We start from the raw sequence: 23275 nt of genomic DNA, 5'->3' as shown, positions 1-23275 counted from the left end.
CGTCGAACGCGCCGAACGCCGGGACGCCGAGCGGGCGAGCGGTGGCCGGGGCCTGCGGGGCCGGGCCAAGCGCAAGGCCGAGATCGATCCGGACGACGGCTACACCGATGTGCACGACCCGTTCGACGAGGACGAGGACGACGAGGAGCACACCGGTGGCTTCGCCGCGCGCCTGGCCGCCGGCCGGGCCCGTTTCGCCCGCCGGTCCGAACGCGACGTCGACGACGACGATCACGATGACGAGGAGCAGGAGCACACCGGCGGGCTGGTCGGCCGCCTCACGCGCGGATCCCGGACCACGCGCCGGACCGAGCACGAGGCGAACCGCCGCCAGTGGGTCATCCTGGGCAGTCAGAGCGCCGGCGCGGCAGTCGCCGGGATGTTGCTGTTCAAGGGTTTCGAGCGGATGTGGGAGATGCTCCCGTGGGTCGCGCTGGCACTGGCGATGATCGTGATCCTCGGGTTGGTGGCGCTGGTGCGGATTCTGCGCCGGACCGACGACATCCTCAGCACGGTGATCGCCGTGGTGGTGGGCATCTTCGTCACATTGGGACCGCTAGCCTTTCTCCTCAGTACGAACTGAGTAATAGGGAGTCGCTGTGGGGCACATCGGACAGGCGGACGACACGAGAGCGAGCGACGTGCCGGGCGACGCGCGCGAGACCGAGCAGTCGGGGTCTGGGTCGGTGGGCGAGCACGGGCCGCCGGGCCGTGGCATCAAGGTAGGCCTGTCCACGGCCTCGGTGTACCCGCAGAACACCGAGGCGGCGTTCCGGTACGCCGCCGAAATCGGTTACGACGGTGTGGAATTGATGGTCTGGGCCGAGCCTGCCAGTCAGAGCCTGGCCACGGTGCAGTCCTATGTGCGCAAGTACGACATGCCGGTGCTGGCGGTGCACGCGCCGTGTCTGCTGATCTCGCAACGGGTTTGGGGTGCGGACCCGATCGCGAAGCTGGAGCGCAGCGTGCACACCGCCGAGGCGCTGGGTGCGAGCAGCGTGGTGGTGCATCCACCGTTCCGCTGGCAGCGGCGCTACGCCGAGGGTTTCGCCGAGCAGGTCGGCGAGCTGGAGGAGCACAGCCCCGTCATCGTCGCGGTGGAGAACATGTTCCCGATGCGGGCCGACACCCTGTTCGGCCGGGGCGCGAAGGCCGCCGAGCGGCTGGAGCGCCGCGGCGGACCCGGCTGGGGCCTAACGGCTTTCAGCCCGTCCTACGATCCGACCGACACCGGCTTCCGGCACTACACCCTCGATCTCTCGCACACCGCCACCGCGGGCGCCGACCCGCTCGAGCTGGCCGCCCGGATGGGTTCCGGGCTGGCCCATCTGCACCTGGCCGACGGCCGCGGCGCTGCGCACGACGAGCACCTGGTCCCCGGTGACGGCACCCAACCTTGCGCCGAGGTCTGCGCGCAGCTGGTGCGTACGGGCTTCGCCGGGCACGCGGTCGCCGAGATCAACACCCAGAACGCCCGCACCACCGCCGAGCGCGCCGCGATGCTGCGCCGCACCCTGGCCTTCGCCCGCGTCCACCTGAACGGCCTGGCTCCGGCCGCCGCCGCCACCACACCGCGCGCCGACCTGATCTGAGGCCCTATGCCGATCCGGGATGCGGCCGCCGGGACGCTTCGTTCTACGCTGTACGAAAGCCTGGTCGTGGTTCGTGCCGCGGCCGACGGACGACAGGAGTGACGATGCCGGAGCTGACCGCTGACGTGGACGCCCCGTTCAGCCGGGTGTGCGCCCTGACCGAACTCGAGACGCCCGGCCACTACGCGGGCGTCATCGAGCGCACCTGGACCATCGGCAAGAAGGTGCACGGCGGCACCATGGTCGCCGGCAGCGCCGCCGCGGCCACGAGTTTCCTGCGCGCCACCGACCCGGGCCTGGCCGAGATGTCCCCGATCTCGGCCAGCTCGGACTTCCTCGGCGCCCCGGAACCGGGCGCGGTCGAATACCGGGTGTCGCTGCGCAAGACCGGCCGCCAGATCTGCCTGGCCGACGCCGAGCTGATCCAGAACGGGCGCACTTGTGTGCGCACCGCGTTCACCTTCGGCCACCTCGACGACATCGATCCGCTCTACGCTTACGAGTACAGCGACATGCCCGCGGCCCCGCCGGCCGACGCGATCGGCTACGACGCCGAATCCCCGATGGGCAGCATCGTGCACGTCGGGCAGGGCGCGGAGGTCTTCATCGACCGCGAGTGGGCGCGCTTCCTGGCCGGCGAAAAGGGCGAGCCGCGGCTGCGGCTGTGGATGCGCCCGTTCGACGGCGACCAGGCCGATCCGGACGTCTCGATGTACTTCGCCATGATGGCCGCCGACATGAGCCCGCCGGTGCCGATGAACCTGGGCCACTTCGGCTGGGCCCCGACCGTCCAGATGACCACCTACCTGCGCCGCCGCCCTGCGCCCGGCTGGCTGCGCATCATCGCCTCCAGCCACGAGGTGGGCGGCCGCATGTTCGACGAGGATCAGCTGATCCTGGACGCCACCGGAGCCGTGGTCGCGCAGAGCCGCCAGCTCGCCCTGATGCCGCTGCCGCGCTGACTACCGTGCTGGACGACCTCGCGGTATCAGGCCGCCGCCGCGCTCCGTAACATCTGCTCCCGTACGAACTCGACGGGAACGGGCTGACCGAGCCGTTCCCGGGACTGAATACGCGGAGAGGCGGCTATGCGCATTGCGGTGATCGGTGGAGGCCGGATCGGGGAGGCGTTGATCGCCGGATTGCTCGAGTCCGGACGGGCCGGCAAGGACCTGGTGGTCGTGGAGACGCACCTGGATCGGGCCGAACTGATCGCGAGCCGGTTCGGCGTGCGGGTCACGCACTCGGTGGCGGACGCGGCGGTCGGGGCGGACCTGCTGGTGATCGCCGTCAAGCCGGGTGACGTGGACAGCGTGCTGACCCAGCTGGGCAAGGCCGATCTCAACGACGGCGACAACGACCAGGTGCTGGTGTCGCTGGCGGCGGGCGTGCCGACCGCACGCCTGGAGGCCAAGCTGCCCGCCGGGTTCCCCGTGGTGCGGGTGATGCCCAATACCCCGATGCTGGTCGGCCAGGGCATGAGCGTGCTGGCTCCGGGGCGCTACGCGCGCGCCGAGCAGCTGGAGCTGGTGACCGACGTGCTGGCCTCGGTCGGCAAGGTCGCCACCGTCACCGAGTCGCAGATGGACGCGGTCACCGCGGTCTCGGGTTCCGGCCCGGCCTACTTCTTCCTGGTCGTGGAGGCCATGGTGGACGCCGGCGTCGGCCTCGGCCTGTCCCGCTCGGTCGCCACCCAGCTGGTGGTGCAGACCATGATCGGTTCGGCCGCGCTGCTCGACGAATCCGGGCAGAGCGCGGAGGAGCTGCGGGCCGCGGTCACCTCCCCGGCCGGTACCACCGCCGCCGCCCTGCGTGAGCTGGAGCGCGGCGGCGTCCGCTCGGCCTTCCTGGAGGCCCTGCACGCGGCCAAGAATCGCTCGGCCGAGCAGGGATCAGGCGACGGCAGCGTCCCGAATTAACGCCACGCGTCCACTTGGTGTCCTGCGGACCCCCAGCGTGTGACGCTGATTTCTCACACCCGTCGCAGTAATCCCACTGGCACCGTTAAGCTTCAAGGAGCACGTGCGTGTCTGTTCCGCCGGTGGGGAAGCCGGTGGCGCGGACGTGCCGGAGGTCAGTGATGCAATGATGTCTAACAAGATATCTGCGAACAGCTCGAGCTCGTCGCCCGGTTCGTCAGGTCCTTCGAGCAGCAGATCGAGCACGGGGCAACCCCTGCTCGGTGGCGGCACGCAGTTCCTGACGGTCGCCGAGGTGGCCAACTTGATGCGTGTTTCGAAAATGACGGTCTACCGTCTGGTGCACTCGGGTGAACTACCCGCGGTGCGGGTGGGCCGGTCCTTCCGAGTGCACGCCAAGGCGGTGCACGACTATTTGGAGACCTCCTACTTCGACGCCGGTTGACGCGGGTTTCTCCCGTTGACGGTGTCCAGGTAGAAGGCGGTTTCATAGCTGGGAGGGTGTCCCGGTAGGATGAACAGTCGGTTCGTGTTCGCCTGCCGGCGGCACCGCTTCGTGGTGTCCGGTGTCTGCTGGCGGCGCGGGCGCTGAAGAAGGTGTACGTCATAGACGTGCGCGCCGAAGACTAAAGAGAACGCGAGGAAACCCTATGGGTTCTGTGATCAAGAAGCGCCGCAAGCGCATGTCGAAGAAGAAGCACCGCAAGCTGCTTCGCCGCACGCGTGTTCAGCGGCGCAAACTCGGCAAGTGATCGACCGCCGGGTCTAATCCACCCGGCTCGGCGCCTCTGCCAGCGCTTGTAGGCGAAAGGCCCGTCACCCTCGCGGTGACGGGCCTTCTGCTTTGTGATCGGTGACAGAAATCATCGTTATCAGCAGGTAAATCGTATGGGTGTCTCGGACGGCAGCGGTTACGCTGGAACCGCACACAATTCAACTGGGGGGCCTGGTAGGTGGGATCCGGCACAGTGGGATCTGAAGTACGAGACGGCAATTCGCCCAAGGTGGTGCTCGTGACGGGTGCCAGTCGCTTCTTCGGCGGCAGTGTGGTGGCCAAGCTCGCGCAGGATCCATCGATCGAACGCATCCTCGCCGTGGACACCATGACGCCGAGCCGCGAGTTGCAGCGCCGCATGGGCCGCGCCGAGCTGATTCGCGCCGACATCCGAAACCCGTTGATCCGCAAGGTGATCGACGGCAACGAGGTGGACACCGTGGTGCACGCCGCGATGCTGACCCGGCCGCCGGCCGGTGGTACCCGCGCGGTGATGAAGGATCTCAACGTGCTCGGCGCCATGCAGCTGCTCGCCGTCTGCCAGAAGGCGCCCTCGGTGCGCCGGGTGGTGGTGCGGTCCACCGCCGCGGTCTATGGCTGCAGCGCCAAGGACCCGGCGAAATTCACCGAGGAAATGAGCGCGCGTACCCCGCCGCGGGGTGGGTTCGCTCACGATGTGATCGAAATCGAAGGATTCGTGCGCGGTCTCGCGCGCCGCCGCCCCGATATTTCCACCTCGATTCTGCGTTTCGCGCCGATTGTCGGCCCGCGGCTGGCCGGGCGGGCGGTGCAATATTTACGGGTGCCGGTGGCGCCTACGGTTTTCGGGCGCGATGCCCGCATGCAGTTGCTGCACGAGGAAGACGCCGTCGCCGCGCTCGCGCAGGCGGCGAAGTCGGCGCCCGGCGGCACCTTCAACATCGCTGGTGACGGCGCGCTCGCGCTGTCGCAGGCGGTACGGCGGGCGGGCCGGCTGGAGCTGCCGCTGCCGTTCGTGCTGTTCCGCACCGCGGGGCGCGCGCTGATGGGCCCGGTGATGCGGGAATTCAGCGGTGAACAGCTCGATTATTTCCATTTCGGTTGTGGCCTGGACACCACCCGGATGCGGACGGAATTGGATTTCGTTCCGCGCTGGACCACGGTGCAGGCCTTCGACGACTTCATTGGGGGCGCAGCGTCGCGACCCGTCTTCGATCCCGCGTGGATCGATGCCGCAGAAAAGAAACTGCTCGGCCTGCTCGGGGCCGGTACGGGAGCACAGTCATGAACCACGTAGCGAAAGTCATCCCACTCCACGATTCGAACGTCGAGGCCCGCCCGCGCGCGACGGCCCGGCGCTGGCCCGAACCGGGAGCATCGGCGCCGAGCCAGGTGACTTCGCTGACCGATCGGCTGGCCGCCGCGGAACCGCCGGAGCCGCAGTCGCTTTCGGATCTGCTGCGCGGCGCTCTCGGCACCGGGATCAGCCGCACCGCGGACTTCGCGCGCCGCCGGCTGACCGGCGATTACCAGGTCGACGAGTTCGGCTTCGACGAGCACCTGCTGGAATCGGTGATCCTGCCGGCGCTGCGGCCGATGTCGGATCTGTGGTTCCGGGTGCAGGTCAACGGGATCGAGAACATCCCCGAGGTGGGTGGCGCGCTGCTGGTCGCCAACCACGCGGGCACCGTGCCGCTGGACGGCCTGATGCTGCAATTGGCCATCCACGATCATCACGTCAAGCAGCGGGCGCTGCGCCTGCTGGCCGCCGACCTGATCTTCGAACTGCCCATGCTCGGCGTGCTGGCCCGCAAGGCCGGGCACACCCTGGCCTGCCGCGAAGACGCCGAAAGGCTGTTGCGCGCCGGGGAATTGACCGGCGTCTTCCCGGAGGGCTTCAAGGGCATCGGCAAGCACTACGGCGACCGCTACAAGCTGCAGCGTTTCGGGCGCGGCGGTTTCGTCGCGGCGGCCGTGCGCACGGGCGCGCCGATCATCCCGGTCTCGATCGTCGGCTCGGAGGAGATCTACCCGAAGATCGCCGATCTGAAGCCGCTGGCCCGCCTGCTCGGCCTGCCGTACTTCCCGGTGACGCCGTTGTTCCCGCACCTGGGCCCGCTCGGCGCCATTCCGCTGCCGTCCAAGTGGTACATCGAATTCGGCGAGCCGATTCCCACCACGGGCTACGACGCGGAGGCCGCGGACGACCCGATGACCATGTTCGAGGTCACCGACCAGGTCCGCGAGACCATCCAGGGCACGCTTTACAAGCTGCTCACCAAGCGCCGCAACCCGTTCACCGGTTAGTGGTCGCGGCGGCGGGTGACGGCGGCGGCGACCGCCCCGCCCGCCGCACCCAGTGCCAGCGCCGTGGGCACGCCGATCTTGGCGGCCTTGCGGCCGGTGCGGAAGTCGCGGATTTCCCAGCCGCGATTCTTGGCGACCTCGCGTAAGTCGGAATCGGGGTTGATCGCGACGGCGGTGCCGACCAGCGACAGCATCGGGACGTCGTTGTGGCTGTCGGAGTAGGCCGAGCAGCGCTTCAGGTTCAGGCCCTCCCGGATCGCCAGGGTGCGTACCGCGTGCGCCTTGCCGAGGCCGTGCAGGATGTCGCCGACCAGGCGGCCGGTGAACTTACCGTCGACGCTTTCCGCGACCGTGCCCAGCGCGCCCGTCAGGCCCAGCCGCTTGGCGATGACCTGGGCCAGCTCCACCGGCGTCGCGGTGACCAGCCAGACCTGCTGACCCGCGTCCAGGTGCATCTGCGCCAGCGCCCGGGTACCCGGCCAGATCTTGTCGGCGATGATCTCGTCGTAGATCTCCTCGCCGAGCGCGGCGAGTTCGGCGGTGGAGCGGCCCGCGATGAACGCCAGCGCCTTCTCCCGCCCCGAGACCATGTCGGCGCTGTTCTCCTTGCCGGTGACCCGGAACTTCACCTGCTTCCAGGCGACGTCGACCAGGTCGGAGGTCTTGAAGTATTTGCGAGCGGCCAGCCCGCGCGCGAAGTGCACGATGGAGGCGCCCTGCACCATGGTGTTGTCCACGTCGAAGAACGCGGCTGCGGTCAGATCGCGCGGTACCTCGAAACCGGTGCTGTCCGCCTCGAGCTCGGCATCGTGCAGCGAGAGGGCGGCGTCGGCGCTGGCCTCACCGGCCAGATTGGCCCGGACCTCTTCCTCGCTCGGCCCGAACGGGCTGCGCGGGAATCTGGTGAGCTGATCGTGCAGGCTCTGACCGAGACGACCTTGATTCCATCTCACCGGGAATTCGCCGAAGCGCCCCGCGATGAATCCGGCCTTTTCGACCTTCTCACGTTCCGGCACCAGTACCTCCGCCCGTCGCACGAACAGGTCCACCCTAACCGGCCACGGCGACAACGACAGGAAGGTACGCAGGGGATTTAATGAACGCCATGACCAATCCCACACATTCGGTGACATTGCTGACCCGCGCCGGCTGCGGACTGTGTGGCGTGGCTCTCGAACAGCTGCGCCGAGTCTGCGCCGAATTCGGCATCGAACCGCAGACCGTGGACGTCGACGAGGCCGCCGCTACCGACCCTGGCCTGCGCGCGGAGTACGGCGACCGGCTTCCCGTGGTGTTGCTCGACGGCCGCGAGCACAGCTATTTCGACGTCGACGAAACCCGGCTGCGAGCCGATTTGACGCGCTGAGCCGGAGCTGCTCGTGTCCTTTTCGGACGCTTGCCTGGTCGTAAGGGAAAATGAGGCCAATTTCACCGACTTTGTGAAGGGCTGCACAAGCAGTTACGGTGATAGCACGCGAACCGCTGGCCGAGGCTGCGGAACCGCCCCCTGAAATCCGACACTTCGACCATGGCACCACCCGCCTGCGGGCCATAGGCCGAGCGAAACCGGACCTCGAGCAGTCCGGAACCGAGGAGTGCGAACACGTGACAGAGCAGCATGAGGCGCCGGGTGGCGCCTCCGGCAGGGCTCTGCAGAAGCCGACGTCCACCAAGGACATCCCGCAGGCCACCGTGGCGCGCTTGGCTACCTATCTCCGGGTCCTCGCCATGCTGGCCGACGACGGAGTACTCATCGTATCGAGTGAGGAACTCGCTGTCGCGGCGGGTGTCAATTCCGCCAAGTTGCGCAAGGATCTCTCCTTCCTCGGACCCAACGGCGTACGGGGTGTCGGCTATGACGTCGCGAAGTTGCGCACCAGGATCGAGGATGTGCTCGGACTCTCCGGAGGACATCGCGTAGTGCTCGTCGGCGCCGGTAACCTGGGCCGGGCCCTGGTGGGCTACGGCGGGTTCAAGCGGCGTGGCTTCACCGTGGTCGGGGTCTTCGACCACGACCCCGCGGTGGTCGGGCTGCCCGTGGCCGGGCTGAAGGTCCGCGACGTCGCGGAACTGGCCGGGGCCGTCGCGCAGCTCGATCCGACCATCGCGGTCATCACCGTGCCCGACGCCGCCGCCCAGGATGTCTGCGATCTGCTGGTCGCGGCCGGTTTGCAGTCCATTCTCAGCTTCTCCCCGTCGGTGCTGATGGCGCCGGAGACGGTGGAGGTCCGCCGGGTCGATCTCGCCGTGGAGATGCAGATGCTCTCCTTCGAACGCACCCGCAACACCGAGCCTGTCGAGCAGCTGCCCGTGGCGCACGCCGGATCGGGCCGCATCGCCCGCCGCGTGCCGCCTGCCGCGCACCGGGCCCTCGAGCACACGAAGTCCTCGCATCAGCCGGCAACGGAGCCAAGCAGCAGCAAGGGATCGGTGGTTACCCCGTGAGTGAGCGCAGCGAACGAACCATGTGCCAGCGTGCAACGCGCATGCCGCAGCTGAGCGCTAGCGAGGCGAAGGCATGAGTGTTCTTCTCGTTGGTATCTCGCACCGCAGTGCGCCGGTTTCGGTGCTCGAGAAGGTCGCGATCACCGATACCGACCGGCCCAAGCTGATCGAACGAATGCTCGAGTCCAGCCACGTGTCGGAGGCGATGATCGTCTCGACCTGCAACCGCGTGGAGGTCTACGCGGTGGTCGACGCCTTCCACGGTGGCCTCGCCGAGGTCGGTGAGCTGCTCACCCGCCACTCCGGCATGCCGCTGCCGGATCTGACCAAGCACGCCTACGTCCGCTACAGCGAAGCCGCCGCCGAGCACCTGTTCGCGGTGGCCAGCGGCCTGGACTCGATGGTGATCGGCGAGCAGCAGGTGCTCAGCCAGATCCGCAGCGCCTACGCCTCCGCCGACGCGCAGCAGGCCGTCGGCCGCACGCTGCACGAGTTGTCCCAGCACGCGCTGCGGGTCGGCAAGCGGGTGCACTCGGAGACCGGGATCGACCGCGCCGGCGCCTCCGTGGTGTCGGTGGCGCTGGAACGGGCGCAGCAGGTGCTGGGTTCGATCGCCGGCCGCACCGCGGTCGTGGTGGGCGCGGGCGCGATGGGAAGCCTTGCGGTCGCCCATCTTTCGCGGGCCGGCATCGGGCGGATCATCGTCGTCAACCGCACCATCGATCGGGCCAAGCGCCTGGCCGAGACGGCGGGCACCTACGGCGTCGAGTCCAGCGCGCTGGAGTTGTCCCGGCTCACCGAGGCCATGTCCGCCGCCGACGTCGTGATCACCTGTACCGGCGCGGTCGGCGCCGTGGTGACGCTGGCCGACACCCATCGCGCGCTGGCCGATCGCGATCGCGCCGCCGCCTCCACCCGCCCGCTGGTGTTCTGCGACCTGGGCCTGCCCCGCGATGTCGAGCACGCGGTGGCCGGGCTACCCGGGGTCGCGGTCATCGATATCGAGACGCTGCAGCGGGATCCGGCCGCGGGCGCCGCGGCCGACGACACCGCCGCCGCGCGCACCATCGTGGCCGACGAACTCGCCCGCTACCTCGCGGGCCAGCGGATGGCCGAGGTCACCCCGACCGTCGCGGCGCTGCGCCAGCGCGCGGCCGAGGTGGTGGAAGCCGAACTGCTGCGGCTGGATTCCCGGCTGCCCTCGCTGGCCGATCCGGAACGCGACGAGGTGGCGCGCACCGTGCGCCGCGTCGTCGACAAGCTGCTGCACGCGCCGACGGTGCGGGTCAAGCAATTGGCCTCGACCCCCGGTGGCGACAGCTACGCCGAAGCGCTGCGTGAACTGTTCGAGCTCAAACCCGGCGCGGCACAAGCGGTTGCGGCGCCGATGGAGATTTCCGCGCGGGTCGGGGAGTCGAACCTGGCCGACGATTTCACCGCGGGGCACCTCGGTGACGAGGAGGCCACCCCATGACGCAAGCCCAGACAATCGAGGACAACGTGACTGCTCGCGGCACCTGGCGTATCGGCACCCGCGGCAGCCTGCTGGCGCTGACCCAATCGGGCACCGTGCGCGACGCGCTACTCGCGGCCGGGCACGACGCCGAGCTCGTCGTGGTGAAGACACCCGGCGATCTGTCGTCGGACCCGGTCGCCAAGATCGGTGTCGGTGTCTTCACCTCCGCGCTGCGCGACGAGCTCGCCGCCGGCACCATCGACATCGCCGTGCACTCCTACAAGGATCTGCCGACCGCGCCGGACGCACGTTTCGTCATCGCCGCGATCCCGCCCCGCGAGGATCCGCGCGACGCGCTGGTGGCCCGCGACGGGCTGGTGCTCGGTGAACTGCCCGCGGGTTCCGTGGTCGGCACCTCCGCGCCGCGCCGCGCCGCGCAGTTGCGGGCCCTTGGCCTCGGCCTGAACATCGTGCCGCTGCGCGGCAATCTCGACACCCGGCTGCGCAAGGTCGCCGAGGGCGAACTGGACGCGGTCGTCGTCGCCCGCGCCGGCCTGGCCCGGATCCAGCGCACCGACGCGGTCACCGAGGCGCTGGAACCGGTGCAGATGCTGCCCGCGCCCGCCCAGGGCGCGCTCGCGGTCGAATGCCGCAGCGACGACACCGCGCTGGTCGAGGCGCTGTCCCGGCTCGACGATGCCACCAGCCGGGCGGCCATCACCGCCGAGCGGAGCCTGCTGGCCGAACTCGAGGCCGGGTGCACGGCCCCGATCGGCGCGCTCGCCGAGGTCGTCGAGTCGATCGACGAGGACGGCCGGATCTACGACGAACTGTCGCTACGCGCGTGCGCGGCGGCCATCGACGGATCCGATGTGCTGCGGGCCTCGATCGTCGGCTCGCCCGAGAAGGCCGAAGAACTCGGCCGTGAGCTTGCCCGTGAATTGCTGGAGCTCGGCGCTCGTGCGCTGCTCAGCACACCCGAACCGGAAACCGGTTCCTCTGACTTCGCCAACCCGAGCCCAATGGAGAACAGCCAATGAGCCGCGCTACCAAGAAGCAACCAGGTCGGATCCTCTTCGTGGGGTCGGGGCCCGGTGACCCGGCGTTGCTGACCGTGCGGGCGCGCGAGGTGCTCGGGCGCGCGACGCTGGCCTTCACCGACCCCGATGTCGACAAGGGCGTGCTCGCCCTGATCGGCAGCGCGGTCGAGGAGAACGAGGACGGCACCCGCCCGGTCGACGTGCGGCCCGCCCTCGGCGAGCCCGCCGAGGTCGCCAAGACGCTGATCGCCGAGGCCCGCAACGGCCACGACGTGGTCCGCGTGGTGGCCGGCGACCCGCTGACCGCCGACTCGGTGATCACCGAGGTCAACGCCGTCACCCGGTCGCACATGGTGTTCGAGGTGCTGCCGGGCCTGCCCAACGCCTCGGCCGTGCCCAGCTACGCCGGCATCGCGCTCGGCTCCGGGCACACCGAGGCCGACGTGCGCGGCGAGGTCGACTGGGCGGCGCTGGCCGCCGCCCCCGGCCCGCTGGTGCTGCACGCCACCTCCGGCCACCTGGCCGAGACCGCCAGCGCCCTGGTGGAACACGGCATGGCCTCCCAGACCCCGGTCGCGGTCACCGTGCGCGGCACCACCCGCCAGCAGCGCACCATCGAGGCCACCCTGGCCACGCTGAACAGCGCCGCCTCGGAACTGGTCGGCCCGCTGATCGTCACCATCGGCAAGGTCGTCGCGGCCCGCTCCAAGATGTCGTGGTGGGAATCGCGTGCGCTGTACGGCTGGACCGTGCTGGTGCCGCGCACCAAGGATCAGGCCGCCGAGATGAGCGAACGGCTCGTCACCCACGGCGCCATTCCGATGGAGGTGCCGACCATCGCGGTCGAGCCGCCGCGCAGCCCGGCCCAGATGGAACGTGCGGTGAAGGGCCTGGTCGACGGCCGCTACCAGTGGGTGGTGTTCACCTCCACCAACGCGGTGCGCGCGGTGTGGGAGAAGTTCGCCGAGTTCGGTCTGGACGCGCGCGCTTTCAGCGGCGTGAAGATCGCCTGCGTGGGGGAGGCCACCGCGGAGAAGGTGCGTTCCTTCGGCATCAATCCGGAGCTGGTGCCCTCGGGTGAGCAGTCCTCGGAGGGCCTGCTGGCCGATTTCCCGCCCTACGACGACGTTTTCGACCCGGTCAACCGGGTGCTGCTGCCGCGTGCGGACATCGCCACCGAGACCCTGGCCGAGGGTCTGCGCGACCGCGGCTGGGAGATCGACGACGTCACCGCCTACCGCACGGTGCGTGCCTCGCCGCCGCCCGCCGAGACCCGCGAGATGATCAAGACCGGCGGCTTCGACGCGGTCCTGTTCACCTCGTCCTCGACGGTGCGCAACCTGGTCGGCATCGCGGGTAAGCCGCACGCCCGCACCATCGTCGCCTGCATCGGCCCGAAGACCGCCGAGACGGCCATCGAATTCGGCCTGCGCGTGGATGTGCAGCCGGAGACGGCTCAGGTCGGCCCGCTGGTCGAGGCTTTGGCGGAACACGCCGCGCGCTTGCGCGCCGAGGGCCTGCTGCCGCCGCCGCGCAAGAAGAGCCGGCGCAGCAGCAGCCGATAGCCGCGGCGATCGGCTACCACCGTGGAACGAAACGCTCACTACGCTGTGAGCGTTTCGCCCTCGGGCCGGGCGTCGCACCGGTCCGAGCCTGTGGGGTCAGCGGCTGTATCGCATCAGGGTACGCACCAACCGGCAAGTAGTGTCCGATGGCGGACGAATTCCGATGAGATCGGCCGTGCGCCGGATCTTTTCGTTGGTCGCCTGATCGGGCAGATAGGTGCCCGAATCCAGCAGCGCGATGGTCAGCCGCATCGCCTTGAGCCTGCGGTTGTGCCGGACGTACCACTTACGCGGGCGCCCCGCCGGCAGCGGCCGCTTCTCCAGCGGGATGTACGGGGCCTCGATAATCGTTGTCTTCGCGGGCAATTGCGTTCTCCCCTCGCGATCGGGGACCCTTGTGGATCCCCTCGAACACACTGCCGATTTTACTCCTCCCCACCGACAAAAACGCCTGGCAGCAATGCTTTTCGCGTGAGGCTCAATCGTTACAGATCGACTCCTTGATCTGTGGGTTGCGCCCCGTCGCCGCCCGCACCGCGTTCGCGTTCGCCTCCGCGTTGGTGGACCCGCGCCCGAGCGACCAGCTTCCGTCCTTCGCCCGCGCCGCCGCCCCGCACTTGTTGACGAAATTCAGCAGCACCTTGCAATCGGACTTCTTGCACGTCTCCAGCGCCGCCCGCTCGGCCCGCTTCTTCGTGCTGTAATTCCGCCCCCACCCGGTCTCCCCACTCGACGGCGAATACGCGATCGCCCCCCAATCGTCGGACTTCGCGGTAGCCGGCCCCGCCGCCACCGTCGAAACCCCCGCGGCCAACGCCGCCGTCACCACAACCCGCGCCACCACACCCACCCCGAACTTCGCCATCGCTTCTCCCCGTATCTCTTGCGCGGCACTGCTCCCAGCCCGGCGGACCGCCGTGGAGTTGTCCACGGTGAGAACAGATTTCATGAAGGATCGTCCCCCCACCTCTCGACATGATAACGGCGGCGCGACCGAGTTCAAACGGCGTGATTTCCGCTCGGCGTCCTCCGTCCTCACCCGGCCGACCGGCGGCGAATGAGCGGGCATATATTGAGGTCATGACCGGAATGGACCGCCCGCGACGGTTGCGCCGCACCCCCGCTATGCGCCGGCTCGTCGCCGAAACCACCCTGGAGCCAAGGCAATTAGTGTTGCCGATGTTCGTGGCCGACGGGCTGGACGAACCGCGGGAGATCAGCTCCATGCCGGGTGTCCAGCAGCATTCCATGGATTCGCTGCGGAAAGCGGCGGTCGAGGCGGTCACCGCGGGCGTCGGCGGCATCATGCTGTTCGGGGTGCCGCGTTCCCAGGACAAGGACGCCACCGGCAGTCACGCCAGCGACCCGGACGGGATCCTGAACCGGGGCCTGCGGGCGCTCGCGGACGAGGTCGGCGGCTCCACGGTGATCATGGCCGACACCTGTCTGGACGAATTCACCGATCACGGCCACTGCGGTGTGCTCGGCGTCGACGGTTCGGTGGACAACGACGCCACCCTGCACCGCTATGTCGACATGGCGTTGTCGCAGGCCGACGCGGGCGCCGATCTGCTGGGCACCAGCGGCATGATGGACGGCCAGGTCGGCGCGATCCGGCGCGGGCTGGACGCGGTCGGGCGCACCGACACCGGCATCCTGGCCTACGCCGCGAAGTACGCCTCGGCGTTCTACGGCCCGTTCCGGGAGGCCGTGTCCTCCTCGCTGGAGGGCGACCGCCGCAGCTATCAGCAGGACCCGGCGAACCGCCGCGAGGCGATCCGGGAGCTGGAGCTCGATCTGGCCGAGGGCGCCGACATCGTCATGGTGAAGCCGGCCATGTCGTATCTGGACATCCTGCGTGACGTCGCCGACCGCTCCACGGTGCCGGTCGCGGCGTATCAGATCTCCGGTGAGTACGCGATGATCACCGCCGCCGCCGAACGCGGCTGGATCGACCGTCGCGGCGCCGTCCTGGAGTCGCTGACGGGCATCCGCCGTGCGGGCGCCGACATCGTGCTCACCTACTGGGCTGCCGAAGCCGCACACTGGTTGTCGTGACCCATCACCTACCCGGCCCGATGCCGGGCCCGCCTCCGGGCCCGGAGCCCCTACCGGCCATGCCCGAAGACATTCGCACCGCCCGTCAACTGTGGTGGGGCGTGGCCGCTTTCGGTGTGCTGCTGCTGTTCGTGTCGATCCCCTCGGTGTGGGGCCAGCGCCACGAGCTCGCCACGGATCTGCTCGAGCAGGCGCGGACCAGCGATCCGGCCTTCACCCAGGAGCAGGCCGACAAGCTGGTGCCGGTGGCGCTGGTGTTCGCGGTGCTGCTCGGTCTGACGATCGCGGGCCTGGTGCTGCTGTTCGCGCATTTCATGGCGCGGGGCAAGCTGTGGTCGCGCACGGTGCTGACCGTGGTCGGCGCCTGGCTGGTGTTCAGCGCGCTGGGCACGATGATCGCGATCGGCTCGATCGACGGCCTGGCCGCGCTGCTGGCCGGCGCCGCGACGATCGTGCAGGGCGTGCTCGGCGGTGGCGCGATCTACCTGATGCACCGCAAGGATTCGACCGCCTATTTCGTGGCCCATCGCCGGCGGTGAGCGGCGCACGCTGCCAACCGATTACCGACCGGGGGGTTTAGCTACCGTCCGGTACGGGCATGTATGGTGAGGGTTGTCACAGTGGACATGGGAACCGGAATCCGGCGGTGAGACGTTGGTTCCGGGGGATCGGAGGCATCGATGCGAGTGGTGATCCAACAGCCGCAAAGCATTCGACGAGATTTGATCGTGCTGAGCCTGCTGATCCTGCTGGGATTGGTCACCGTCGCGCTGCTGCTGCTGCCCGGGATGGCCGGCTGAGTTTCTCCGTGTGGCGTCAAGGGGGCTCGGCGTGACTGTCGAGCCCGTCGAGCAGGTGTCCTTCGCCGAACCGGGCGCGAACTGGCGTGCGGTGGCCTACGGGCCGGTGCTGTGTGCCGCCGTCCTGCTTCTCGAATTCGGCACGGGTAGTGCCGTGCACTGGTTCGCCCTGATCTTCTGTGCCGTGCTGATCGCCGGCTTCGTCGCGCTGCAGGTGTTCGCGGCCCGCCGCCACGTCAGCGTCGAACTCACCGGCGACGTGCTGCGGTCGGGGACCGAGGTGCTGCCGCTGTCCCGGATCGCCGATCTGCTGCCGCCGCGTCCGGACGCCAAGTACGACGAAGAGTGGGAATCGGCGCGCGCCCTCGGCGAATTGAGCGGGGTGCCGCGGCGACGCACCGGCATCGGCCTGCGGCTGGACGACGGTAGCGTGGTGCAGGCTTGGGCCAAGGACCACCGCGCGTTGCGCGCCGCGCTCGCCGCGGTGCTGCCGACCGAAGAGAACGGAGCGGATCGTTGAAGCTGGGTATCGCGATCGGCGAACTGGTGCTGGCGGTGCTGTGCGTGCTGGGCGCGGTGGCGAGCTGGTCCCGCGGGCTGGCCACCACCTCGTTCGCGGCCGCCGGTGACCTGCCCGGCTTCGAGGCCACCCGCTATGTCGCGCCCTGGCTGCTGCTGGCCACGTTCTTGCTGCTCGTCGCCGGTCTCGTCGGCATCGACGCGGTCGGGCGCGCGCGCCGCCGCTGACATCGAAATGAGGGGCATACAACCGCCCGCCGGGGCGGTAGTTTTGCTCCAGGTCGTGGGTGATCGACTGTCGCCCAGGCCTTTTCGATGAAAGGTGTTGTTCGTGAATACTCTGGTTGCGAAATTCGGCGTGGCGCTGGTGGCCGCCGCCGCCCTGGGGCTGGCGGCCGCGCCCGCCTCCGCGCAAGGCCTTCCCCTGGAACCGGCCGCCGAGGCGGAAGAGATTTTCGTGCCGGAGACCGGTTCGGCCGGGATCTACAACAACGGAATGTGCTTTCTGCACACCATTTCCGCGTCGGTGCCCTGCATGTACACCTAGCTAGCCGGTCCAGTGCTGGTAGATGTCCAGCACCCGGCCGCCGCGGCTCCCCGGCGCGTTCACCAGCAAGGTGACCGAACCGTCGGGGTGCTCGGCCGATTCGGCGATGACCTGCCGCAGCGAGGCGTACACCCCGCCGTTCTGGTCGCGATAGATCTCGGTTTCCGGGTGCAGCCCGGCCCCGATCTTGGTCAGCGGCACGACCATGGTGATCAGCGCCGGCATCGGCCCGGCGGCCACCGCGACGGTCTCGTCGTGGCTCAGCCGCACCCCGGCCCGGCTCTGATCGGGCTGCAGCACCGGATCCATCGCGGTGGCGGTCCCGCTACCGATAGCCACGGCCGCGGCACAGAGCGCGGTAATGGCGACTGTCCTGGTGATGGCGACCCGCATAGAACCCTCCCGACCGATTGCGGATGATGCGACCGGGTCGAGGTTACGCATCAGCAACCTGCCAGCGATCGATATCCGGGGAAACCCGAATCGGCGTGTTGCCGGGCGCCGGGTGGGGTGCGTCACCTCGACTACACCCTGTCGTCGACCGGTCGCGGGACAGCTGAGAGACTGGAGGCCGTGAGTTCTTCTCCGCGCGTGAGTCCGACATCCGTTCCGGTTTCCGCTCAGCTTTTCGAACGAGCTGGCTCGGTCATTCCCGGCGGCGTCAACTCGCCCGTGCGGGCCTTCAAATCCGTGGGCGGCACGCCCCGATTCATCGCCTCGGCCAAGGGTTGCACGCTGACCGACGTCGATGGCAACGACTATGTCGACCTGGTCTGCTCCTGGGGTCCGATGATCCTGGGCCACGCGCATCCGGCGGTCGTGGAAGCGGTGCAACGCGCGGCTGTCGGCGGCCTGTCCTTCGGCGCGCCGACCGAGGGTGAGATCGAGCTGGCCGAGCTGATCGCCGAGCGGGTCGCGCCGGTCGAGCGGGTCCGGCTGGTCAACTCCGGCACCGAGGCGACGATGAGCGCGGTGCGGCTGGCCCGCGGTTACACCGGTCGCTCCAAGATCATCAAGTTCGCCGGCTGCTACCACGGCCACGTCGACGCGCTGCTCGCCGACGCCGGTTCCGGCGTCGCCACGCTCGGCCTGCCCACCTCGCCCGGCGTCACCGGCGCGCAGGCGGGTGACACCCTGGTGCTGCCCTACAACGATCTCGAGGCCGTGGCCGCCGCGTTCGCCGCGCACCCAGGCGAGATCGCGTGTGTGATCACCGAGGCCGCCGCGGGCAACATGGGCGCGGTCGCGCCGGTGCCCGGCTTCAACGCGGGGCTGCGCCGGCTCACCAGCGAGCACGGCGCGCTGCTCGTCATGGACGAGGTGATGACCGGTTTCCGGGTCAGCCGCGCGGGCTGGTTCGGTCTCGACGGTGTCGCGGGCGATCTCTACACCTTCGGCAAGGTGATGAGCGGTGGCCTGCCCGCCGCCGCGTTCGGCGGTCGCGCCGAGATCATGAACCACCTGGCCCCGCTCGGCCCGGTCTACCAGGCGGGCACCCTGTCCGGTAATCCCGTCGCCGTCGCCGCGGGCATGGCCTCGCTGCGCGCGGCCGACGACGCGGTCTACGCCGCCCTCGACCGCAACGCCGAGCGCCTCGGCGGCCTGCTCGGTAAAGCCCTGACCACGGCGGGCGTCGAGCATCAGGTGCAGTTCGCGGGCAATATGGTGAGCGTGTTCTTCGCCGATCGCCCGGTGACCGACTACGCCGCCGCCAAAGCCAGCCAGACCTGGCGTTTCCCCGCCTTCTTCCACGCCCTGCTCGACGGCGGCGTGTACGCGCCGCCGAGCGCGTTCGAAGCCTGGTTCGTCTCCGCGGCGCTCGACGAGGACGCATTCGACCGTATTGCCGCCGCTCTGCCCGCCGCCGCTTCCGCGGCCGCGGCCGCAACCCCCGAAGGATTCCGCGCGTGAGTTCCGATCTCGAACAGCCCGGCGCCGACAAGCGCGAGCTAACCAGCTTCGCCCCCGAGTCCGCCGCACCGATCATCGATTCCAGCGGTGACCCGGCTGCCGTGCAGGCCGCCGCGGCCGCGCTGGACGCCGGCCTGGCCGCCGCCGATGTCGAGGCCGAAGCCGTCGCCGCCGCGGTCGTGTACGCCGCCGCCGCGGACCTGGCCGTCGCCGACGAAGCCCGGGCGGCCGCCGAGTTCGCCACCGGGGACGCCCCGAGCCCGGACGCACCGTTCAGCGAGGCCGAGGCCAGCTCCAGCGCGGACGATGTCGCCGCGCTGGCCGACCCGGTGTCCGAGGCGGTCACGGGGGTTTCCGCCGAGGCCGCCGCGGTGGCGCTGATCGAGGGCGTCGATGTCGCGGACGCGGTCGCGCAGGCCGGCGAAGCGCCGGACGGCCCGCAGAACGCTGTCGAGCCGCAGGCTGTGCACCCTCCGGTGTCCGGCACTGTCGCTCGCCCGCGGCCGACCGCCCCGGAAGCCGAGGACCTCGCGCCGGTCGACGACAGCGTCGAGACCATCGTGCACGTGCTGCGCCACGGCGAGGTGCACAATCCGCGCGGCATCCTCTACGGCCGCCTGCCCGGCTTCGCCCTGTCGGTGGCCGGTCGCGCGCAGGCCGGCGCAGTCGCGCGCTCGCTGTCCGACCACGACATCGCCCTGGTCATCGCCTCCCCGCTGCAGCGCGCGCAGGAAACCGCCGCGCCCATCGCCGCGGCACACAAACTGATCGTGCGCACCGACGAGAACCTGCTCGAGGCGGGCAACACCTTCGAGGGCCTGCGGGTCTCGGTCGGCGACGGCGCGCTGCGCAAGCCCCGGCACTGGTGGAAGCTGCGCGACCCGTTCACGCCCTCCTGGGGCGAGCCGTACCTGCAGATCGCGCACCGCATGCTGGCCGCGGTCAACAAGGCCCGCGTCGAGGCGGCCGGGCACGAGGCCGTGCTGGTCTCGCACCAGCTGCCGGTGTGGACGCTGCGCCGGTTCCTGCAGGGCCAGCGCCTCTGGCACGATCCGCGCCAGCGCCAGTGCTCGCTGGCCTCGCTGACCTCGCTGGTCTACCAGGGCGACACCCTGGTCGACATCGTCTACTCCGAGCCCGCGGGCGGCTCGGATCCCACGGTGCACGGCGCATGACCGCACTGCGGCGGGCCGGATCGGTGTTGCTGGCGGGTGTGGCCGTGATCGCCGTGCTCGCCGGTTGCTCGACCGGCACCGACGCGGTGGCAACCGGCGGCACCTTCGAATTCGTCTCACCCGGCGGCAAGACCGCCATCGCCTACGATCCGCCGGACACCCGCGGCACCATCGGCGCCCTCTCCGGGCCCGACCTGATGACCGGGAAACCGGTGTCCGTCAGCGATTTCGCGGGCAAGGTCGTGGTGATCAACCTCTGGGGGCAGTGGTGCGGGCCGTGCCGCGCCGAAGTACCCGCGCTCGAAAAGGTCTACGAGGCCAGCAAGGACAAGGGCGTCGCCTTCCTCGGCATCAACGTCCGTGACCCGCAGCAGGACAAGGCGCAGGACTTCATGACGGCCAACAAGGTCGGCTACCCGTCGATCTACGACCCGTCCATGCGCACCCTGCTCGCCCTGGGCGGCAACTTCCCGACCAGCGTCATCCCGACCACGCTGATCCTGGACAAGCAGCACCGCGTCGCCGCGGTGTTCCTGCGCGCCCTCACCGCCGACGACTTGCAGCCGGTCGTCGACAAGCTCGCCGCGGAGGCGAACGCGTGATCGGCTGGCATAGTCGTGCACTTTTCGCGGAATCCGGCGTACCGAGCGCGGTTTCGGGCGAAAAATGCACGAAAATGCTCGCGGGGGTGACCGGATGACCGTGCTCGCGAGCGTCGGCGACTCCTTCCAGCAGACCGCCGCCGACGGCCCGCTGTTCCTCGCGCTCGGGGCGTGCGTGCTGGCGGGGCTGGTGTCGTTCGCGTCGCCGTGTGTGGTGCCGCTGGTGCCGGGGTACCTGTCGTATCTGGCGGGGCTGGTCGGGGCCGAGGCTCCGCCGGTCACCGTGGCGCAGGCCAAAGGCGCCGGCGCGCAGTCCGGTTCGGTCGCCGTCGATACCTCGAAGCAGGCGATGCGGGCGGGACGTATCCGGGTCGCCGGTGCCGCAGGGCTTTTCGTGGCCGGGTTCACGGTGGTCTTCGTGCTCGCCACCGCGACGGTCTTCGGTGTCATCCAGACCTTGAACGTGAATCGTGAACTGCTGCAGCGCATCGGCGGCGTGGTGACGATCGTGATGGGCCTGGCGTTCATCGGGCTGATTCCCGCGCTGCAGCGCGACACCCGGATGGAGCCGCGCCGGCTGACCAGCATCGCGGGCGCACCGCTGCTGGGCGCGGTGTTCGCGCTGGGCTGGACGCCGTGTCTCGGGCCGACGCTGTCCGGGGTGATGGCGGTGTCCGCGGGCACCGACGGCACGACCGCGGTCCGGGGCGTGGCGCTCATCGTCGCCTACTGCCTTGGGCTCGGATTGCCGTTCGTGATCCTGGCTTTCGGGTCGGCGAGCGCGCTGCGCGGAGTGGGCTGGTTGCGCCGCAACTCGCGCACCATTCAGATCATCGGGGGACTGCTGCTCGTCGCCGTGGGCGTCGCGCTGGTCACGGGGGCGTGGGACCAGTTCGTCGCCTGGGTGCGTGATGCGTTCGTCTCCGAGGTGACCCTGCCGATATGACCATGACCGAAACCCCCACGGCCGCCGCTCCGAAGCCGCCGCGGCAGTCCCTGCCGGGCCGGGCCTGGGCGCTGGTGCGCAACGCCTGGCGCGGGCTGACCAGCATGCGGACCGCGCTGGTGCTGCTGTTCCTGCTGGCGCTGGCCGCGATCCCCGGCGCACTGCTGCCGCAGCGGAACCTGAACGAGGGCAAGGTCGCCGAGTACATCGCCGCCCGTCCGACGCTGGGTCCGTGGATGGACCGCTTCGAACTGTTCGACGTGTTCTCCAGCTTCTGGTTCACCGCGGTCTATGTGCTGCTGTTCCTCTCGCTGGTGGGCTGCATCCTGCCGCGCTGCTTCGACCACTACAAGGCGCTGCGCACCGCGCCGGTGAAAGCGCCGCGCAATCTGGGCCGGCTGCCGCATCACCACAGTGAGACGGTGCAGCGCACGCCCGAGCAGGTCATCGAGCAGGCGCGCGCGCAGTTGCGCGGCTGGCGCACCGAGATCCGGCCCGGACAGCGCGACGGCGAGATCACGCTGTCGGCGGAGAAGGGTTACACCCGCGAACTCGGCAACCTCGTCTTCCACCTGGCGCTGGTCGGGCTGCTCATCGCCATCGCGGTCGGCAAGCTGTTCGGCTACGAGGGCAGCGTCATCGTGATCGCCGACAACGGCCCCGGTTTCTGCACCACCTCGCCCGCGGTGTTCGACTCGTTCAAGGCCGGCAACGTCAACGACGGCACCGGCATGACGCCGATCTGCGTGCGGGTCAAGGATTTCAAGGCCGACTACCTGGACAACGGCCAGGCCGAGATGTTCACCTCGAACATCCAGTACCAGGCCGGCGCGGACCTGGAGTCCAACACCTGGCGCGACACCGCGATCCAGGTGAACCATCCGCTGCGCGTCGCGGGCGACCGGCTGTACCTGCAGGGCCACGGGTTCGCGCCGACGTTCACCGTCACCTTCCCGAACGGGCAGACCCGCACCGAGACCATCCAGTGGAAGCCCGACGACGCCCAGACCTTCCTGTCCAGCGGCGTGCTGCGCATCGACCCGCCCGGCGACCTCTATCCGACCGAGGAAGAGCGCCGCAAGAACCAGATCGCCATCGACGGGCTGTTCGCGCCGACCGCCCTGTTCCACGGCAGCCTGCTCACCTCCGCGTTCCCGCGGATGGACGACCCGGCCGTCGCCGTCGACATCTATCGCGGCGACACCGGCCTGGACACCGGCCGCCCGCAGTCCCTGTTCGCGCTGGACCGGGAGATGATCGCGCAGAACCGGCTCACCAAGGAGGCGCGCACCAACCTGCGCCCCGGTGAGTCCGCGACCCTGCCCAACGGCACCAAGGTGACTTTCGACGGTGCCAAGGAGTTCGTGAACCTGCAGGTCTCGCACGACCCGGCGCAGCAGTGGGTGCTGGTGAGCGCGCTGGCCATGATGGCCGGGTTGCTGGTGTCGCTGCTGGTGAAGCGGCGGCGGATCTGGGTGCGGGTCTACCCGTCGGCCGATGATGCCGGTACCGTTGACCAACGACGCGCCGTAGTAGAGATGGGCGGGCTCGCCAGAACCGACCAAGCCGGTTGGGGTGGCGAATTCGATCGCCTGCGCGCGCGTCTGCTTGACCCCACCAAGACCTCGGGAGAGTGACC

General features: G+C 69.6%; 26 protein-coding genes and 1 pseudogene. 23 read left to right on the top strand and 4 right to left on the bottom strand.

Annotation, left to right across the window (positions count from 1 at the left end):
- Positions 1–370 precede the first annotated feature (370 nt).
- The 8 genes and pseudogenes from AB0H76_RS21595 to AB0H76_RS21560 all read left to right on the top strand — a co-directional run.
- Positions 371–583, top strand: a pseudogene (locus AB0H76_RS21595) (hypothetical protein); the annotation flags it as partial.
- Between the two features lie 103 nt (positions 584–686).
- Positions 687–1592 carry a sugar phosphate isomerase/epimerase gene (locus AB0H76_RS21590; protein ID WP_357329795.1) on the top strand — a complete coding sequence of 302 codons (906 nt, stop codon included), beginning with the start codon at positions 687–689 and terminating at the stop codon, positions 1590–1592.
- Between the two features lie 104 nt (positions 1593–1696).
- The gene (locus tag AB0H76_RS21585; RefSeq protein WP_357326753.1) at positions 1697–2554 is read left to right on the top strand and encodes a thioesterase family protein; all 858 of its coding nucleotides are present in this window, start codon (positions 1697–1699) and stop codon (positions 2552–2554) included.
- Positions 2555–2680: 126 nt separating this feature from the next.
- Positions 2681–3511: a pyrroline-5-carboxylate reductase gene (proC, locus tag AB0H76_RS21580; RefSeq protein ID WP_357326750.1), complete on the top strand. Its 831-nt coding sequence runs from the start codon at positions 2681–2683 to the stop codon at positions 3509–3511.
- Between the two features lie 256 nt (positions 3512–3767).
- Positions 3768–3956 carry a helix-turn-helix domain-containing protein gene (locus AB0H76_RS21575; RefSeq protein WP_040696222.1) on the top strand — a complete coding sequence of 63 codons (189 nt, stop codon included), beginning with the start codon at positions 3768–3770 and terminating at the stop codon, positions 3954–3956.
- A gap of 205 nt (positions 3957–4161) precedes the next feature.
- Positions 4162–4263 (top strand): AURKAIP1/COX24 domain-containing protein, encoded by a 102-nt coding sequence (locus tag AB0H76_RS21570; protein WP_003402602.1) that lies wholly within the window; start codon positions 4162–4164, stop codon positions 4261–4263.
- A 255-nt stretch (positions 4264–4518) separates the two neighbouring features.
- Positions 4519–5553 carry an NAD-dependent epimerase/dehydratase family protein gene (locus tag AB0H76_RS21565; protein ID WP_357329793.1) on the top strand — a complete coding sequence of 345 codons (1035 nt, stop codon included), beginning with the start codon at positions 4519–4521 and terminating at the stop codon, positions 5551–5553.
- Entirely contained in the window at positions 5550–6572 is a 1023-nt protein-coding gene (locus tag AB0H76_RS21560) for a lysophospholipid acyltransferase family protein (RefSeq protein ID WP_357326747.1), read from the top strand. Before AB0H76_RS21565 ends, AB0H76_RS21560 begins: the two co-directional genes overlap by 4 nt.
- Here AB0H76_RS21560 and AB0H76_RS21555 read toward each other — a convergent pair.
- Positions 6569–7492, bottom strand: coding sequence for an HAD-IB family hydrolase (locus tag AB0H76_RS21555; protein ID WP_357329792.1), 924 nt, complete (start codon positions 7490–7492; stop codon positions 6569–6571). The two genes, AB0H76_RS21560 and AB0H76_RS21555, sit on opposite strands and share 4 nt — an antisense overlap.
- Positions 7493–7677: 185 nt before the next feature.
- On the opposite strand from AB0H76_RS21555, the gene AB0H76_RS21550 reads away from it, so the two are divergent.
- The 5 genes from AB0H76_RS21550 (at position 7678) to AB0H76_RS21530 (ending at position 13078) form a co-directional block, all read left to right on the top strand.
- Entirely contained in the window at positions 7678–7938 is a 261-nt protein-coding gene (locus tag AB0H76_RS21550; RefSeq protein ID WP_357326745.1) for a glutaredoxin family protein, read from the top strand.
- A 284-nt stretch (positions 7939–8222) separates the two neighbouring features.
- Entirely contained in the window at positions 8223–9017 is a 795-nt protein-coding gene (locus tag AB0H76_RS21545; RefSeq protein ID WP_357329790.1) for a redox-sensing transcriptional repressor Rex, read from the top strand.
- A gap of 73 nt (positions 9018–9090) precedes the next feature.
- On the top strand, positions 9091–10491 hold the full coding sequence (locus AB0H76_RS21540) for a glutamyl-tRNA reductase (protein WP_357326742.1): 1401 nt from the start codon (positions 9091–9093) through the stop codon (positions 10489–10491).
- Positions 10488–11513, top strand: coding sequence for a hydroxymethylbilane synthase (gene hemC / locus AB0H76_RS21535; protein WP_357326740.1), 1026 nt, complete (start codon positions 10488–10490; stop codon positions 11511–11513). The genes AB0H76_RS21540 and hemC overlap by 4 nt, the downstream gene beginning before the upstream one ends.
- The gene (locus tag AB0H76_RS21530; RefSeq protein WP_194816133.1) at positions 11510–13078 is read left to right on the top strand and encodes a bifunctional uroporphyrinogen-III C-methyltransferase/uroporphyrinogen-III synthase; all 1569 of its coding nucleotides are present in this window, start codon (positions 11510–11512) and stop codon (positions 13076–13078) included. Before hemC ends, AB0H76_RS21530 begins: the two co-directional genes overlap by 4 nt.
- Before the next feature lie 96 nt (positions 13079–13174).
- On the opposite strand, the gene AB0H76_RS21525 is transcribed toward AB0H76_RS21530, so the two are convergent.
- Together AB0H76_RS21525 and AB0H76_RS21520 are read right to left on the bottom strand one after the other, a co-directional pair.
- On the bottom strand, positions 13175–13444 hold the full coding sequence (locus AB0H76_RS21525; RefSeq protein WP_357326737.1) for a hypothetical protein: 270 nt from the start codon (positions 13442–13444) through the stop codon (positions 13175–13177).
- A gap of 112 nt (positions 13445–13556) precedes the next feature.
- Positions 13557–13943 carry a DUF4189 domain-containing protein gene (locus AB0H76_RS21520; RefSeq protein WP_357326734.1) on the bottom strand — a complete coding sequence of 129 codons (387 nt, stop codon included), beginning with the start codon at positions 13941–13943 and terminating at the stop codon, positions 13557–13559.
- A gap of 215 nt (positions 13944–14158) precedes the next feature.
- On the opposite strand from AB0H76_RS21520, the gene hemB reads away from it, so the two are divergent.
- The 5 genes from hemB to AB0H76_RS21495 all read left to right on the top strand — a co-directional run bounded on the left by hemB (position 14159) and on the right by AB0H76_RS21495 (position 17002).
- On the top strand, positions 14159–15136 hold the full coding sequence (gene hemB, locus AB0H76_RS21515) for a porphobilinogen synthase (protein ID WP_357326731.1): 978 nt from the start codon (positions 14159–14161) through the stop codon (positions 15134–15136).
- A complete protein-coding gene (locus AB0H76_RS21510; protein WP_357326728.1) occupies positions 15133–15675 on the top strand; it encodes a hypothetical protein in 543 nt (180 codons plus the stop codon). Before hemB ends, AB0H76_RS21510 begins: the two co-directional genes overlap by 4 nt.
- 292 nt (positions 15676–15967) lie before the next feature.
- Positions 15968–16456 (top strand): hypothetical protein, encoded by a 489-nt coding sequence (locus AB0H76_RS21505; RefSeq protein ID WP_357326725.1) that lies wholly within the window; start codon positions 15968–15970, stop codon positions 16454–16456.
- Positions 16453–16683, top strand: a complete 231-nt coding sequence (locus AB0H76_RS21500) for a hypothetical protein (RefSeq protein WP_357326722.1) — start codon at positions 16453–16455, stop codon at positions 16681–16683. Before AB0H76_RS21505 ends, AB0H76_RS21500 begins: the two co-directional genes overlap by 4 nt.
- Before the next feature lie 103 nt (positions 16684–16786).
- Positions 16787–17002 carry a hypothetical protein gene (locus AB0H76_RS21495; RefSeq protein ID WP_357326719.1) on the top strand — a complete coding sequence of 72 codons (216 nt, stop codon included), beginning with the start codon at positions 16787–16789 and terminating at the stop codon, positions 17000–17002.
- Here the strand turns inward: AB0H76_RS21495 and AB0H76_RS21490 are convergent, their stop codons facing one another.
- Positions 17003–17395 carry a hypothetical protein gene (locus AB0H76_RS21490; RefSeq protein WP_357326716.1) on the bottom strand — a complete coding sequence of 131 codons (393 nt, stop codon included), beginning with the start codon at positions 17393–17395 and terminating at the stop codon, positions 17003–17005.
- A 198-nt stretch (positions 17396–17593) separates the two neighbouring features.
- Here AB0H76_RS21490 and hemL point away from each other — a divergent pair, with 198 nt between their 5' ends.
- The 5 genes from hemL (at position 17594) to AB0H76_RS21465 (ending at position 23273) form a co-directional block, all read left to right on the top strand.
- Positions 17594–18913: a glutamate-1-semialdehyde 2,1-aminomutase gene (gene hemL, locus AB0H76_RS21485; protein ID WP_357326714.1), complete on the top strand. Its 1320-nt coding sequence runs from the start codon at positions 17594–17596 to the stop codon at positions 18911–18913.
- A 557-nt stretch (positions 18914–19470) separates the two neighbouring features.
- Positions 19471–20088, top strand: coding sequence for a histidine phosphatase family protein (locus tag AB0H76_RS21480; protein WP_357329788.1), 618 nt, complete (start codon positions 19471–19473; stop codon positions 20086–20088).
- Positions 20085–20690: a TlpA disulfide reductase family protein gene (locus tag AB0H76_RS21475; RefSeq protein WP_357326711.1), complete on the top strand. Its 606-nt coding sequence runs from the start codon at positions 20085–20087 to the stop codon at positions 20688–20690. Before AB0H76_RS21480 ends, AB0H76_RS21475 begins: the two co-directional genes overlap by 4 nt.
- A gap of 94 nt (positions 20691–20784) precedes the next feature.
- On the top strand, positions 20785–21636 hold the full coding sequence (locus AB0H76_RS21470) for a cytochrome c biogenesis CcdA family protein (protein ID WP_357326708.1): 852 nt from the start codon (positions 20785–20787) through the stop codon (positions 21634–21636).
- Entirely contained in the window at positions 21633–23273 is a 1641-nt protein-coding gene (locus tag AB0H76_RS21465; protein ID WP_357326706.1) for a cytochrome c biogenesis protein ResB, read from the top strand. Before AB0H76_RS21470 ends, AB0H76_RS21465 begins: the two co-directional genes overlap by 4 nt.
- Positions 23274–23275 lie beyond the last annotated feature (2 nt).

It is taken from the genome of Nocardia sp. NPDC050712 (assembly GCF_040654295.1).
Classification (GTDB): domain Bacteria; phylum Actinomycetota; class Actinomycetes; order Mycobacteriales; family Mycobacteriaceae; genus Nocardia.
The sequence above is the reverse complement of the archived record's forward strand: the minus strand, read 5'-3'. Positions and strand labels throughout refer to the sequence as shown.